We start from the raw sequence: 14,406 nt of genomic DNA, 5'->3' as shown, positions 1-14,406 counted from the left end.
AGACCCCTGACCGCCCCGGTGCCCAGATACTCGCCCCGGGGGCGCTGCTGTGCTGATCGTGCCTTCCCGGGCCGGTGTCGCGACAGGAACCGGCCCGGGCGCGGGGGGCTGTTGCTGCCGGGATGCCGTACGTCGTCCGGTTCGGGCGGATACCGAGGTGCCGAACGATCCGTATTCTCTGGATCATGGCCGCTCCCACCGCATACGCACTTATCGCCACCGACCTGGACGGAACGCTTCTGCGTGCCGACGACACGCTCTCCGACCGGTCGCGGGCCGCGCTCGCGCTCGCCACGGCCGCCGGCGCCCGGCATCTGGTCGTGACGGGACGGCCGGCGCCGAGAGTCCGGCCGCTGCTCGACGACCTCGGTGCCGGGGGGCTCGCGGTGTGCGGTCAGGGAGCGCAGGTGTACGACGCCGGTGCGGACCGGCTGCTGTGGTCGGTGACCCTGGACCAGGAGCTGGCGGAGACCGCGCTCGGCAAGATCGAGGCCGAGGTCGGGCAGGTGTACGCCGCTGTCGATCAGGACGGTGTGGACGGGCTCACGCTCATCGAGCCGGGGTATCTGATGCCGCACCCGACGCTGCCCGCCGTACGGGTGCGGCACCGGGACGACCTGTGGGCCGAGCCCATCAGCAAGGTACTGCTGCGCCATCCGTCCCTGTCCGACGACGAGTTGGCGTCGGCGGCGCGCGGAGCGGTCGGTTCCCTCGCGACGGTCACCATGTCGGGGCCGGGCACCGTCGAACTCCAGCCATGCGGCATCACCAAGGCGACGGGGCTCGCGCTGGCCGCCGAGTACCTCGGACTGACGTCGGCGGCCACCATCGCCTTCGGTGACATGCCCAATGACATCCCGATGTTCGACTGGGCGGCCCACGGAGTTGCCATGGCCAATGCCCATCCCGAACTGAAGGCCGTGGCGGACGAGGTCACCCTCTCGAACGAGGACGACGGCATCGCGGTGGTGCTGGAGCGGCTGTTCGAGGGTGGAGCGGTCCGGTAGCCCTGGGGATACCGGACCGCCCCACCCTCCGTGCCGCCCAGGCCCGGGTGTACCGGGCCTGGGCGGCCACTGGTCCAGGGGGCGGACTAGTAGGCCCCGAACACGTTGTCGATCGATCCGTAGCGCGCCGCCGCGTAGTTGCAGGCGGCGGTGATGTTCGCGATCGGGTCGTAGGGGTCGTACGAGGTGCCGGCGACGTGGTACGCGGCGAAGGTCGGGTCGATGACCTGGAGGAGGCCCTTGGAGGGGGTTCCGGCTGCCGCGTTCGAGTCCCAGTTGTTGATGGCGTACGGGTTGCCCGACGACTCGCGGATGACGTTGCGGTAGATGCCGTCGTACGTTCCGGGGATGCCGTGCTGCGCCATGATGTCGAGCGATTCGCGGATCCAGCCGTCCAGGTTGTTCGCGTAGTACGTCGTTGTGGACGCGGCGGAAGGTGCGGCCGAGGCCGTCGTCGCAGTCACGACCGGGATGGCCAGGGCTGCGGCGGCCGTGGCCGTGATGGCGAGTGTGCGCGTGAGTGTGAGCGGGCGGCGCAGGCTTCTCGCGCGGTGGTGCTGACCTCGTGCGGGCATGGTGAGTCCTCTCCGGCGCCTGCGAGGTGAGCTGTCGGGTTCGGGCGGGAGATGCCCGGCCGGGCGCGCGGTCGGCGCACGGCTTCACCCCGAGCCGGTCCGGCGCGAACGCCCGGACCGGCGGCTTACCTGGGTCCCCCGCTCCTGCCTGCGTGAGTCATGTGGGTGGGTGGGTCTGCTGCTCTGTGGGCGGTGGCAGGATTCGGCGGTCCGCCCGGTGTGGCGCGAAACGTATGCGAGAGCACATGGATCGAACAAGGGGCAGAAATGCAGGACTTACCCATTTGGGATGCCCATTGCGGATAAAAGGGGCAAGTTGGAGATGGGGCCTGAAGGGCAACTTGCCTTTAGCGAATGGGTAGTTTGCGAAGCGCGGGCGGAGGGGGGTGCCCGTGGGCGTGACTCGAATCACGGAGCGGGGGTAGTCGTGACATGAGTGCGATGAGCAAGGGTTTTGGGGCATTTGGCGTTACTTGAATGCTCATGTCCATTGCGTGATATTGCGAGGCGTTGCGCGACGGTGTGAGGCGTTGTGGGTGGCGGAACCTCGGGCGCGCCACGTGACGTTGTTGTGGTGACGGTCGCGGTGAACGGTGGGGATGAGGTGACGTATGCGCGTGAGTGCTCGCCTACGGGGCGCGGGATGTTTATAAATGTCCATGCTTTGGACTGATCAAAAACATTCCGGTCGTGATCCGATAGCGCCTGGCCTGGACGGGCGGGCGCTAGCGGTGATCGAAACATGACCGGATACGCTGACTTGAGTGATGGCAGCGATCTATCGACACACCGTGTGACCGCCAGTAGACACCAGCAGACAGGAGATCCCTCGTGACCGTCGTCGGGCCGTTCGGGCTGAGCGTGCGGGACCAGGCTCTCGAAGCCGATGTCCAGGCCGGATTGGCGGCTGTCGAGGAAGGGTTGCTCGAAGCCACCAAGAGCGAGGTCCCCTTCATCACGGAGGCCGCGCAGCATCTCGTACGGGCGGGCGGGAAGCGGTTCCGGCCACTCCTCGTGATGCTCGCGGCACAGTTCGGGGACCGGCACGCGCCGGGCATCGTGCCGTCCGCGGTGGTGGTGGAGCTGACCCACCTCGCGACGCTGTACCACGACGACGTCATGGACGAGGCCGAGGTGCGTCGCGGTGTGCCCAGCGCCAACACACGCTGGGGGAACTCCGTCGCGGTCCTCACCGGGGACTTCCTGTTCGCACGGGCTTCGCACATCCTCGCCGATCTCGGGCCCGAGGCGGTTCGGGTGCAGGCGGAGGCGTTCGAGCGGCTGGTGACCGGGCAGATCCTGGAGACGGCGGGACCGTCGGACGGCCGGGACCCCGTCGAGCACTATCTGGATGTACTGGGCGGGAAGACCGGGTCGCTGGTGGCCGTGGCCTGCCGGTTCGGGGCGATGATGTCCGGGGCCGACGACGGTGTCGTGGATGTGCTCACCCAGTACGGGGAGCGGCTCGGGGTCGCCTTCCAGCTCGCGGACGACGTGCTGGACATCGCGTCCGACTCCCACGAGTCGGGCAAGACACCCGGGACGGATCTGCGGGAGGGCATTCCCACCATGCCCGTGCTGCGGTTGCGGGAGCGGGTGGCCCGGCTGGGGCTGGCCGAGGACGTCGCGTTGTGCGAGTTGCTGGACTCCGACCTGAGTGACGACGCCCGGCACGCGGAGGCGCTGGCCCGACTGCGGGCGCACCCGGCGCTGGAGCAGGCCCGTCGGGACACCGTGCGGTACGCGGAGGACGCGCGGGCCGCGTTGGCGCCGTTGGTGGAGTGCGACGCCAAGGCCGCCTTGGTGGAGATGTGCGACGCGGTGGTGCACCGGGCCGGCTGAGGCGTCCGCCCCGCCCCGCTCACCTGACCGCACCTGCCCTGTCTCGGCCCGTCCCGTCGCCGGGAGTGGGGCGCCGGCCCCCTAGGGGTCGGGGGAAGCTGCGCCTCCTGATGTCATCCCGTAGCAGTACATGGAGTTGAGCCCAAGGTCTGACGATTCCTCCTCGTGGATTTGGTGAGATGGAAACCAACCACTCCTCACCGGTTCGGGTGAGAATGGCGGCTCAGGGTGGACAAGTGTGGGACGGACAGCCGCCGCCGACGACGGAGGTAAGGCACACATGGCACCGTACGAAGAGGCCAAGGCCGGGAACCGGATCGAGGCCGAGATCGAGGCCGAGGACGTGCCGTCCCGGCGCCGCAAGGCCGCGCGGTACGCCGCCCCGGCCGCGGTGATCGGTCTGACGGTCGCGACGATCGGGCTGGTACCGGCGTTCGCCGGCTCCGGTGACCCCGATCTGCCGAAGATCAGCGCGCAGCAGCTCATCGAGAAGATCGCCGCGTCGGACGTACAGCAGTTGTCCGGCACGGTGAAGATCAGTACGGATCTGGGACTGCCCGACCTCGGCGGCCTGGAGAGCGGACTTCTGTCGGGCGGCGGTCTCGGCGGGGCTTCCGACGGCTCGGGGTCGGCCGCCGATCCGAGCGCCAAGCTCCTCGCACTGGCGTCCGGCACGCACACGATCCGCGTCGCCGCGGACGGCCCCGACAAGCAGAAGGTGTCGCTGCTGGAGAAGGCCGCCGAGTACAGCGTGATCCACAACGGCGACGAGGTGTGGGCGTACGACAGCGCGTCGAACGAGGCCTACCACGCCACGGCCCCCGCGTCCGAGAGCGGCAAGGAAAAGGGTGGCAGCAAGGGCGAGAGCAAGGGCAAGGACCAGCTCCTGCCCGGCGACGACACGGCCGCCACGCCCGGGGAGCTCGCCCAGGAGGCCCTGAAGGCAGTCGACAGCACGACCTCCGTGACCGTCGACGGCACCGCCCAGGTCGCCGGCCGTGACGCCTACAAGCTGGTCATCAAGCCGAAGGCGTCCGGGTCCACGGTCGGGGCGATCAGTATCGCGGTCGACTCGAAGACCGGGACCCCGCTGAAGTTCACGCTCACCCCGGCGAGCGGCGGTGCCGCCGTAGTGGACGCCGGTTTCGTCGACGTCGACTTCGCCAAGCCCGCCGCCTCGACCTTCGACTTCACCCCGCCCAAGGGCACGAAGGTCACCGAGGAGGGCGCGGGCAAGGCCGAGGAGGCACCGAGCAAGGAGCGCGGCAAGGACTTCGGTAAGGAGTTCGGCAAGGAGTTCGACGGCGACCGCAAGGGGCCCGAGGGTCACGGGTCGGCGGACGGTCCCGGCGGCGATGACGGCAAGGTCATCGGTGAGGGCTGGAACTCCATCCTCACGTTCGACTCGGGGGCCGAGAGCGGTATGCCGTCGGGCGGCGGCTCGTCCGACGCCGGTGCCTTCGGCGGCTTCCTCGACTCCTTCGGCGACAAGGTCTCCGGCGACTTCGGCTCGGGCACGGTCTACAAGACCCGCCTGATCAACGCCCTGGTGACGGACGACGGCAAGCTCTACGTCGGCGCCGTCACGAAGGACGCCCTGGTCAAGGCGGCGAACGCGGCCCAGTAACGCCCGTACGGAAACCGTCGTACGCGCATGACGATTGAGGGAGCCCATGGAGGAACCGTCCGCCACGGTGCCGCAGGAGGTGCCCCCGGGTGACGACGCGGTCATCGTCACCCGGGCCCTCACCAAGCGCTACCGCGGCGGACAGCTCGCCGTCGACGCTCTCGACCTCACCGTCCCGGCGGGCAGCGTCTTCGGCTTCCTCGGGCCCAACGGCTCCGGCAAGACGACCACCATCCGCATGCTGATGGGCCTGATCGAGCCGACGTCGGGCACGGCGCGGGTGCTGGGGCGGCCGATGCCCCGCGCCACCCGCGCCGTCCTGCCCCACGTCGGCGCGCTCATCGAAGGCCCCGCGCTGTACGGCTTTCTCTCCGGCCGCGACAACCTCGTCCGGTACGACGCCGCCGACCCGACCGCCGATCCGCGCACCCGGCGAGCGCGCGTCGCGACGGCGCTGGACCGGGTGGGCCTGACGGCCGCCGCCGGCAAGAAGGCGAAGGCGTACTCGCTGGGCATGAAGCAGCGGCTCGGCCTCGCGGCGGCGCTGCTCCAGCCGCGCCGACTGCTCGTCCTCGACGAGCCGACCAACGGGCTCGATCCGCAGGGGATGCGCGAAATCCGCTCCCTGGTACGGGAGCTGGCGTTGGACGGCACCACCGTCTTTCTCTCCTCCCACCTCCTCGACGAGATCGAGCAGGTCTGTACGCACGCGGCCGTGATGGCGCAGGGGCGGCTGATCACGCAGGGAGCGGTGGCCGAGTTGGCCGCCGGGGCCCGTGGCAGGCTGGTCGTGACGACGCCCGATCCGGCGGACGCGGCCCGTGTGCTCAAGGAACAGGGCGTCGGCGACGTGGTCGTGACCGACGACCGGGTGACCGGCGAGGTGCCGGACCGCGACCGTGAACTGGCCGAGCTGAACGCCGCACTGGTCGGGGCGGGCGTCCGCGTCCGGGGCTTCGGTGTGGAACGGGCGTCCCTGGAAGACGCGTTCGTGGCGCTGACGGGGGAGGGCTTCGATGTCGCGGGCTGAGACCGAAACAGCACCTCCCGAGCCTTCCCGGCCCGCCCACCGGCTTGCGCTGTCTGCCCAACCCCCGCGGTCCTCCACGGCTCTCGGGATTCCGAACGGCTCAGCGAGGCCCAACCCCCTCTGGAGCCTGAGCCTGTTCCGCAGCGAGCTCGTCATCACCTTCCGGCGCTGGCGGACCCTCGCACTGCTCGCCGTACTCGCCGCCGTACCGATCGTCGTCGGCATCGCCGTGAAGATCGAGACGAGCGACGGTTCGTCAGCCGTCGGTGGTGGCCCCGGCGGTGGCGGGGGACCGGCCTTCATCTCGCAGATCAGCAACAACGGTCTGTTCCTGGTGTTCACCGCGCTGGCCGCGACCCTCCCGTTCTTCCTGCCGATGGCCATCGGAGTCATCGCGGGCGACGCGATCGCCGGCGAGTCGAGCGCGGGCACACTCCGCTATCTCCTGGTCGCCCCGGCCGGCCGCACCCGCCTGCTGCTCACCAAGTACGCGACCACGCTGACGTTCTGCCTGGTGGCGACGCTGGTGGTGGCGGTCTCGGCGTTCACGGTGGGCGCGTTCCTCTTCCCGCTCGGCGATCTGATGACGATCTCCGGTACGAGCATCAGCTTCTCGGAGGGACTCGGGCGGGCTCTGCTGATCGCGCTGGTCGTCGCCGCGTCACTGATCGGACTGGCGGCGCTCGGCCTGTTCATCTCCACTCTGACGACCAGCGGCATCGCGGCGATGGCGACGACCGTCGGGCTGCTCATCACCGTCCAGATCCTCGACCAGATCCCTCAACTGCACGCGCTTCAGCCGTACTTCTTCTCCCACTACTGGCTGTCCTTCGCCGACCTCATGCGCGAACCGGTCTACTGGGACGACCTGGTGAAGAACCTCGGCATCCAGGCCGTGTACGCGGCGGTGTTCGGCTCGGCCGCCTGGGCACGCTTCACGACGAAGGACGTCACGGCCTGAACCCCGGGTCGCGGAACGCGCGCGTACCCACCAGCGGGTCCGACTTCCCCGTACCGAGCAGCTCGGTACGGGGAAGTCGCCCCAAGGAGCTGGAGTGAGCGTCAGTGCGCGTGTTACTCCGACAGCTTCCACACGGCGTACGCGGCGGCGTCGCTGTTGCGGTCGAGGGCGGTGTCGTTGATGTTGGCGGTCGTGTCGCAGGACGAGTGGTAGCAGCGGTCGAACCTCTGGCCCGACGTACCACCCCACTTGGCCGCCTGTGCGGCCGTCTTGGTGTAGTCGGCGCCGCTGAACAGACCGCCGACGGGTACGCCCACGTTCTTGAAGGGGGCGTGGTCGGAGCGGCCGTCGCCCTCGGTCTCGATCTCGGTCGTGACACCGATGCCCGCGTAGTAGTCCTTGAAGGTCTGCTCGATGGTCGGGTCGTCGTCGTAGACGAAGTAGCCGGGGTTCGGCGAGCCGATCATGTCGAAGTTCAGATAGCCCTTGATGCGCGAACGGTTCGCGGAGGTGAGGTTGTTGACGTAGTACTTGGACCCGACCATGCCCAGTTCCTCCGCCCCCCACCAGCCGAATCTCAGATGCTTGGTCGGCTGGTACTGGGCCCGGGAGACGGCGAGCGCGATCTCCAGGACGGCGGCCGAACCACTGCCGTTGTCGTTGATGCCGGCGCCGGCGGTGACACTGTCGAGGTGCGAGCCCGCCATGATCACCTGGTTGGTGTCGCCGCCGGGCCAGTCGGCGATCAGGTTGTAGCCGGTACGGCTGGACGCGGTGAACTGCTGGATGGTCGTGGTGAATCCGGCCGCGTCCAGTTTGGCCTTCACATAGTCGAGCGAGGCGCGGTAACCGGTTCTGCCGTGCGCTCGGTTGCCGCCGTTGGCGGTGGCTATGGACTGCAACTGGGTCAGATGCGCCTTGACGTTGGCCAGGGGCAGGTCGGGTGCGGCGGCGAGGGTGACGGCCGGTGCGGAGTCGGGGGCCGGGGTCGCGCCGGCCACCGTGCTCGTGCTGAGGAGCGCGGTGGTGGCGAGCACGGTGACGGCGACAGCGGTGGCTGTGGCGCGTCCGGGAACCGAGAGCTTCATGTGGGGGGCTCCGAATTCCTTGGGAATCGACAGGGATTCCACAGCGGATGGGTGCCTGGATGGTGAAGCTCTGGCTAACTGTTCGTCAAGAGCGCTATCTGGACAGGGAGTTCGCATACCGGATGAACATGGACATGACTAGTGCATGCAAAATTCGTTTCCCTCCGGATCGGTCATCACCACCCACTCGCCGCCCGCCTCCCGCACCTCCCGCAGCACGCTCGCCCCCAGCCCCGTCAGCCGCTCGACCTCGGCCGCGCGGCGGTCCGGGCCCGGGTGCAGATCGAGGTGGAGCCGGTTCTTGCCCGCCTTCGGCTCCGGCACACGCTGGAAAAGCAGACGCCGCCCGAGCCCGGTCCCGCTCTCCTCCTGGTACGGGTCACCGGGATGCCGTACGGCGGCCAGGTCCCGCCAGGCGCGGCGGCCGTGCGACTCGACGGTCAGCTCGGCCGGTACGGCGCCGAGGCCCAGCAGACGTTCGACCAGCGCGCTGTGGTCCTCGACCGTGTAGGCGAGCGCGTCCGCCCAGAAGTCGGCCTGCGCATGCGGGTCCGCGCAGTCGATGACCAGCTTCCAGTGCACGGGGGTGGGGTCCTGCTGTGCGGGTGTCTGTGTCATGGAAACCACTTATAACGTGCCGCACTGACAGCGGCCCGCTCCACGCCCGCCGTCAGCGGCGTACGTCCTCCGCGGCCGCCTCCGCGGTCTCCGTCACGGGCGGTACGAGGACCGGGTCGGCCCCCGCCCTCAGCGCCCGCGCCCCCCGCCGGGCCGCCCGCAGCGCGTCCCACGTCAGCAGGACCAGGGCGAGCCACACCAGCGCGAACCCGGCCCAGCGCTCCGCCGGCATGGCCTCGTGGAAGTAGAAGACGCCCAGAAGGAACTGGAAGACGGGTGCCAGGTACTGGAGCAGGCCCAGGGTCGACAGCGGTACCCGTATCGCCGCCGCGCCGAAGCAGACCAGCGGGAGGGCGGTCACGATCCCGGTCGCCGCGAGCAGGGCCGCGTGTCCGGCGCCGTGCGCGCCGAAGGTCGCCTGGCCCCGGCCGCCCAGCCACAGCAGATACGCCAGCGCGGGCAGGAACTGGATCGCGGTCTCGGCGGCCAGCGACTCCACCCCGCCGAGGTTGACCTTCTTCTTGACCAGGCCGTACGTGGCGAAGGAGAAGGCGAGGCAGAGGGAGATCCAGGGCGGCCGGCCGTAGCCGATCGTCAGGACGAGTACGGCGGCCAGGCAGACGCCGACCGCCGCCCACTGCACCGGGCGCAGCCGCTCCTTCAGCAGGAGCACACCCATGGCGATGGTGACGAGCGGGTTGATGAAGTAGCCGAGCGAGGCCTCGACCACGTGCCCGGCGTTCACGGCCCAGATGTAGACGCCCCAGTTGACCGTGATGAACGCCGCGGCGACCGTGATCAGTGCCAGCCGGCGCGGCTGGCGCAGCAGCTCGCCCGCCCAGGCCCAGCGGCGCAGTACCAGCAGGGCGACGCCGACGAAGGCCAGGGACCACACCATCCGGTGGGCGAGGATCTCGACCGCTCCGGCCGGCTTCAGCAGGGGCCAGAAGAGCGGGACGACGCCCCACATCCCGTATGCCGCGAAACCGTTCAGCAGACCTGTGCGCTGCTCGTTCGTCGGCCTGCCGGACACCCGTGTCTCCCCTCGTACCAGCACATCGGCATATGGACGTGCGTCCACGACGGTAACGCCGAGCGCCCCCGCCTGTCATGCTCGTATCGCCATACGGTCATGACAGACGGGGGTGGGCGTCCTCGGGGGCGTGACGGGGGAGTGCGCGCCCCCGAGGGGTACGGGGTGGACCGGGGGTCAGGCCTTGAGCGCGGCGGCGATCGACTCGGCGATCGGAGTGGTGGGGCGGCCGGTCAGGCGGGAGAGGTCGCCCGGGGTGCCGGCCAGCTGGCCCTGCTCGATGGCCACGTCCACGCCCGCGAGGATCGCCGCGAAGCCCTCGGGCAGGCCGACGCCGACCAGGATGCCGGTGAGGACCTCGGCGGAGACGGCGTTGTAGGCGACGTCCTTGCCGGACTGCTTGGACACCTCGGCGGCGTACTCGGCGAAACTCCAGCTGGTGTCGCCGCTGAGCTCGTACGTCGTGTTCTCGTGGCCTTCGCCGGTCAGCACCGCGACAGCGGCGGCGGCGTAGTCGGCGCGCGCGGCGGAGGCGACCCGGCCCTCGCCGGCGGCCTGGGTGACGCCGTGCTCGAGGGCGACGGCGAGCTGCTCGGTGTAGTTCTCGTTGTACCAGCCGTTGCGCAGCAGCGAGTACGGGACGCCGGACTCGAGGATCGCCGCCTCGGTGCCCTTGTGGTCGTCGGCGAGCGAGGCCGTCAGGGTGCCCGGGGCGCTGGTGTAGGCGAGCAGCGCGGCGCCCGCGGCCTTGGCGGCGTCGAGGACGACCTTGTGCTGGCCGACGCGGCCCTTGTCGAACTCGTTGCCGGAGATGAGCAGCACCTTGTCGCCGGCGGCTATGACGCCGTCGAAGGTCTCCGGCTGGTTGTAGTCGGCGACGGCGATCTTCACACCGCGGGCCGCGAAGCCGGAGGCCTTCTCCGCGTCGCGCACCACGGCGGTGATCTGGTCGGCCGGAACCTTCTCCAGCAGCTGCTCGACTACGTGACGACCGAGGTGGCCGGTGGCTCCGGTGACGACGATGCTCATTGCGAATCTCCTTGTGGGGTGCGGGCTGGCACTAACCCTAAGAGAAGCGCTAACTCTTGGAAAGTACCCACTTTCAAGTAAGGTACTTACATGGGAGTAAGTGCGGTAGGAAACACGGCGGCGAGCACTGTGAGAAGCGCGCCAGGAGGCCCGGTCGACGCCGAGGGCATGTGCCCGCACCGCCTGGTCATGGAGCACGTCACCAGCCGCTGGGGGGTCCTGGTCCTTCTGGAGCTGTTGGAGCGCCCGTACCGCTTCAGCGAGCTGCGCCGGGCCATCGGCAGGGTCAGCGAGAAGATGCTGACGCAGACCCTCCAGACGCTGGAACGCGACGGCCTGGTCCACCGGGACGCGAAGCCGGTCATCCCGCCCCGCGTCGACTACTCGCTGACCGACCTCGGTCGCGAGGCGGCCGCCCAGGTCAAGGCCCTGGCCACCTGGACGGCGGAGCGCATGCGGGACGTCGAGGAGGCCCGCCGGACGTACGACAAGGCCCGGGCCGACAGGGCCCGGGCCGAGTAGCCACACCCTCGTACATACCGGTTATCCGGCTGTCCGACTATCCGACGACGGTCCAGGTGTCCCCGCCCGCGAGCAGCGCACCCAGGTCGCCCTTGCCGTTCTGGACGATCGCCGTGTCGAGCTGCTCGGCCATCTGTGTGTCGTACACGGGCCGGTCGACGGAACGGAAGACGCCGATGGGCGTGTGGTGCAGGGTGTCCGGGTCGGCGAGCCGGGACAGCGCGAACGCGGTGGTCGGGGACGCGGAGCGCGCGTCGTGCACGAGCACCTCGCCCTCGTTCTCGGCGGTGACGGCGACCACCTTCAGATCGCCGGTCACCCGGTCCCGTACGACCCCCTTGGCGCCGTCGGCCCCGAACCGGATCGGCTGCCCGTGCTCCAGCCGGATCACCGCCTCCTCGGCCTGCTGCCTGTCCTTGAGGACCTCGAAGGCGCCGTCGTTGAAGATGTTGCAGTTCTGGTAGATCTCGACGAGCGCCGTACCGGGGTGGGCGGCGGCCTCGCGCAGCACGCCGGTGAGGTGCTTGCGGTCGGAGTCGACGGTCCGGGCGACGAAGGAGGCCTCGGCGCCGATCGCCAGGGAGACGGGGTTGAAGGGTGCGTCCAGCGACCCCATGGGCGTCGACTTGGTGATCTTGCCGACCTCGCTGGTGGGCGAGTACTGGCCCTTGGTCAGCCCGTAGATCCGGTTGTTGAAGAGCAGGATCTTGAGGTTCACATTGCGCCGCAGGGCGTGGATCAGATGGTTGCCGCCGATGGAGAGCGCGTCGCCGTCACCGGTGACCACCCAGACCGACAGGTCGCGCCGGCTGGAGGCGAGCCCGGTGGCGATGGCCGGGGCGCGGCCGTGGATGGAGTGCATCCCGTAGGTGTTCATGTAGTACGGGAAGCGGGAGGAGCACCCGATCCCGGACACGAAGACGATGTTCTCCTTCGCCAGCCCCAGTTCGGGCATGAAGCCCTGCACGGCGGAGAGAACCGCGTAGTCCCCGCAGCCGGGGCACCAGCGCACTTCCTGATCGGACTTGAAGTCCTTCATGGACTGCCTGGCCTCGGCCTTGGGCACCAGAGTGAGTGCCTCGATCGAGCCGGTACCGGCGCCTTCCGTGGACGTCTCAGCCATCGATGGCCTCCTTGAGAGCCGTGGCGAGCTGTTCGGCCTTGAACGGCATACCGTTGACCTGGTTGTACGAATGGGCGTCCACCAGGTACTTCGCCCGGATCAGCGTGGCGAGCTGGCCGAGGTTCATCTCGGGGATCACGACCTTGTCGTAGCGCCGCAGCACCTCGCCGAGATTCCGGGGGAAAGGGTTGAGGTGGCGCAGATGGGCCTGCGCGACGGACTCACCCGCCGCGCGCAGCCGGCGCACGGCCGCCGTGATCGGCCCGTAGGTGGAACCCCAGCCCAGCACCAGGGTGTCGGCCGCCCCGGACGGCTCGTCGACCACCAGATCCGGTACGTCGATGCCGTCGATCTTGGCCTGACGGGTACGGACCATCAGGTCGTGGTTGGCCGGGTCGTAGGAGATGTTGCCCGTGCCGTCCTGCTTCTCGATGCCACCGATGCGGTGTTCGAGCCCGGGGGTGCCGGGGATGGCCCAGGGCCGGGCGAGGGTCTGCGGGTCCCGCTTGTAGGGCCAGAAGACTTCGGTGCCGTCGTCGAGGGTGTGGTTGGGTCCCTGGGCGAACCGCACCCGCAGATCGGGGAGTTCGTCGACCTCGGGGACACGCCAGGGCTCGGACCCGTTGGCGAGGTACCCGTCGGAGAGCAGGAAGACCGGGGTGCGGTAGGTGAGGGCGATCCGTGCCGCTTCCAGTGCCGCGTCGAAGCAGTCGCCGGGGGTGCACGGGGCCACGATCGGGACCGGGGCCTCGCCGTTGCGGCCGAACATGGCCTGCAGCAGGTCGGCCTGCTCGGTCTTGGTCGGCAGACCGGTCGAGGGTCCGCCGCGCTGGATGTCGATGACCAGCAGGGGCAGTTCCATCGACACCGCAAGCCCGATCGCCTCGGACTTGAGGGCGACTCCCGGCCCCGAGGTGGTGGTGACGCCCAGCGACCCGCCGAAGGCGGCGCCCAACGCGGCCCCGATACCGGCGATCTCGTCCTCGGCCTGGAAGGTGCGGACACCGAAGTTCTTGTGTCTGCTCAGCTCGTGCAGGATGTCCGAGGCCGGCGTGATCGGGTAGGACCCCAAGTACAGGGGCAGATCGGCCTGTTGTCCGGCCGCGATGAGCCCGTACGACAGCGCCAGGTTCCCCGAGATGTTGCGGTAGGTGCCGGTGGGGAACGCGGTCGAGGCCGGCGCGACCTCGTAGCTGACCGCGAAGTCCTCGGTCGTCTCCCCGAAGTTCCAACCGGCCCTGAAAGCGGCCAGGTTGGCGGCGGCGATCTCGGGCTTCTTGGCGAACTTGGTGGCCAGGAACTTCTCGGTGCCCTCGGTCGGCCGGTGGTACATCCAGCTCAACAGGCCCAGCGCGAACATGTTCTTGCTGCGCTCGGCCTCCTTGCGGGAGAGCGAGAACTCCTTGAGGGCCTCGACGGTCAGGGTGGTCAGCGGTACCGGATGCAGGCTGTACCCGTCGAGCGACCCGTCCTCCAGCGGCGAGTCCGCGTAACCCACCTTCTGCATGGCCCGCTTGGTGAACTCGTCCGTGTTGACGATGATCTCCGCGCCGCGCGGCACATCGGCGATGTTCGCCTTCAGCGCGGCCGGATTCATCGCGACAAGCACGTTGGGCGCGTCCCCGGGCGTGAGGATGTCGTGGTCGGCGAAATGCAGCTGGAACGAAGAAACGCCCGGCAGGGTTCCTGCGGGCGCTCGGATCTCGGCGGGGAAGTTCGGCAGCGTCGACAGATCGTTCCCGAAGGACGCCGTCTCGGAGGTGAAGCGGTCCCCCGTGAGCTGCATACCGTCCCCGGAGTCCCCCGCGAACCGAATAATCACCCGATCGAGGCGTCGTACGTCCTTCACGCCCGCCGGATTGCGCTGCTCTCCCACGACGGCTCCGACGTCCGAGCCGGCCTTCTCCGCTGAACTCTCCGCTGGACTGCTGACCTGGCTGGTCACTGAACT

13 protein-coding genes and 1 riboswitch are annotated in these 14,406 nt (G+C 69.3%); of the genes, 6 read left to right on the top strand and 7 right to left on the bottom strand.

Features of this window, described 5'->3' with window-relative positions; all coding sequences use genetic code 11:
• Positions 1 to 185 precede the first annotated feature (185 nt).
• Positions 186 to 1,007: an HAD family hydrolase gene (locus PV734_RS14530; RefSeq protein WP_319090473.1), complete on the top strand. Its 822-nt coding sequence runs from the start codon at positions 186 to 188 to the stop codon at positions 1,005 to 1,007.
• 86 nt (positions 1,008 to 1,093) lie between these two features.
• Here PV734_RS14530 and PV734_RS14525 read toward each other — a convergent pair whose 3' ends face one another.
• Positions 1,094 to 1,582, bottom strand: coding sequence for a transglycosylase SLT domain-containing protein (locus PV734_RS14525; RefSeq protein ID WP_319289721.1), 489 nt, complete (start codon positions 1,580 to 1,582; stop codon positions 1,094 to 1,096).
• A gap of 3 nt (positions 1,583 to 1,585) precedes the next feature.
• A riboswitch (cyclic di-AMP (ydaO/yuaA leader) is annotated at positions 1,586 to 1,745 on the bottom strand.
• Positions 1,746 to 2,413: 668 nt separating this feature from the next.
• Here PV734_RS14525 and PV734_RS14520 point away from each other — a divergent pair.
• The 4 genes from PV734_RS14520 (at position 2,414) to PV734_RS14505 (ending at position 7,042) form a co-directional block, all read left to right on the top strand.
• Positions 2,414 to 3,424, top strand: coding sequence for a polyprenyl synthetase family protein (locus PV734_RS14520; protein WP_319090471.1), 1,011 nt, complete (start codon positions 2,414 to 2,416; stop codon positions 3,422 to 3,424).
• A 280-nt stretch (positions 3,425 to 3,704) separates the two neighbouring features.
• Positions 3,705 to 5,051, top strand: a complete 1,347-nt coding sequence (locus PV734_RS14515) for a DUF2092 domain-containing protein (protein ID WP_319289720.1) — start codon at positions 3,705 to 3,707, stop codon at positions 5,049 to 5,051.
• Positions 5,052 to 5,097: 46 nt separating this feature from the next.
• Positions 5,098 to 6,081: an ABC transporter ATP-binding protein gene (locus PV734_RS14510; protein ID WP_319289718.1), complete on the top strand. Its 984-nt coding sequence runs from the start codon at positions 5,098 to 5,100 to the stop codon at positions 6,079 to 6,081.
• Complete coding sequence (locus PV734_RS14505) at positions 6,068 to 7,042, top strand: ABC transporter permease (protein ID WP_319289716.1); 975 nt, start codon at positions 6,068 to 6,070, stop codon at positions 7,040 to 7,042. Before PV734_RS14510 ends, PV734_RS14505 begins: the two co-directional genes overlap by 14 nt.
• 113 nt (positions 7,043 to 7,155) lie before the next feature.
• On the opposite strand, the gene PV734_RS14500 is transcribed toward PV734_RS14505, so the two are convergent.
• From PV734_RS14500 to PV734_RS14485, 4 genes are all read right to left on the bottom strand, one after another.
• The gene (locus PV734_RS14500; RefSeq protein WP_319090467.1) at positions 7,156 to 8,130 is read right to left on the bottom strand and encodes a M28 family metallopeptidase; all 975 of its coding nucleotides are present in this window, start codon (positions 8,128 to 8,130) and stop codon (positions 7,156 to 7,158) included.
• A gap of 138 nt (positions 8,131 to 8,268) precedes the next feature.
• On the bottom strand, positions 8,269 to 8,748 hold the full coding sequence (locus tag PV734_RS14495; protein WP_319090466.1) for a VOC family protein: 480 nt from the start codon (positions 8,746 to 8,748) through the stop codon (positions 8,269 to 8,271).
• 52 nt (positions 8,749 to 8,800) lie between these two features.
• Complete coding sequence (gene rarD / locus PV734_RS14490) at positions 8,801 to 9,781, bottom strand: EamA family transporter RarD (protein ID WP_319090465.1); 981 nt, start codon at positions 9,779 to 9,781, stop codon at positions 8,801 to 8,803.
• 177 nt (positions 9,782 to 9,958) lie between these two features.
• Entirely contained in the window at positions 9,959 to 10,810 is an 852-nt protein-coding gene (locus PV734_RS14485) for an NAD(P)H-binding protein (RefSeq protein WP_319090464.1), read from the bottom strand.
• Positions 10,811 to 10,978: 168 nt separating this feature from the next.
• Here PV734_RS14485 and PV734_RS14480 point away from each other — a divergent pair, with 168 nt between their 5' ends.
• Positions 10,979 to 11,332 carry a helix-turn-helix domain-containing protein gene (locus PV734_RS14480; protein ID WP_319090463.1) on the top strand — a complete coding sequence of 118 codons (354 nt, stop codon included), beginning with the start codon at positions 10,979 to 10,981 and terminating at the stop codon, positions 11,330 to 11,332.
• A gap of 37 nt (positions 11,333 to 11,369) precedes the next feature.
• On the opposite strand, the gene PV734_RS14475 is transcribed toward PV734_RS14480, so the two are convergent.
• Both PV734_RS14475 and PV734_RS14470 read right to left on the bottom strand, forming a co-directional pair.
• Positions 11,370 to 12,455, bottom strand: coding sequence for a 2-oxoacid:ferredoxin oxidoreductase subunit beta (locus tag PV734_RS14475; RefSeq protein WP_319090461.1), 1,086 nt, complete (start codon positions 12,453 to 12,455; stop codon positions 11,370 to 11,372).
• The gene (locus PV734_RS14470; RefSeq protein WP_319090460.1) at positions 12,448 to 14,400 is read right to left on the bottom strand and encodes a 2-oxoacid:acceptor oxidoreductase subunit alpha; all 1,953 of its coding nucleotides are present in this window, start codon (positions 14,398 to 14,400) and stop codon (positions 12,448 to 12,450) included. Before PV734_RS14470 ends, PV734_RS14475 begins: the two co-directional genes overlap by 8 nt.
• Positions 14,401 to 14,406 lie beyond the last annotated feature (6 nt).

The sequence above is a fragment of the Streptomyces sp. AK08-02 genome, assembly GCF_033795085.1.
GTDB classification, from domain to species: Bacteria; Actinomycetota; Actinomycetes; order Streptomycetales; family Streptomycetaceae; genus Streptomyces; species Streptomyces echiniscabiei.
Note: the sequence above shows the minus strand (reverse complement) of the source record. Positions and strands in the feature narration are given on the sequence as shown.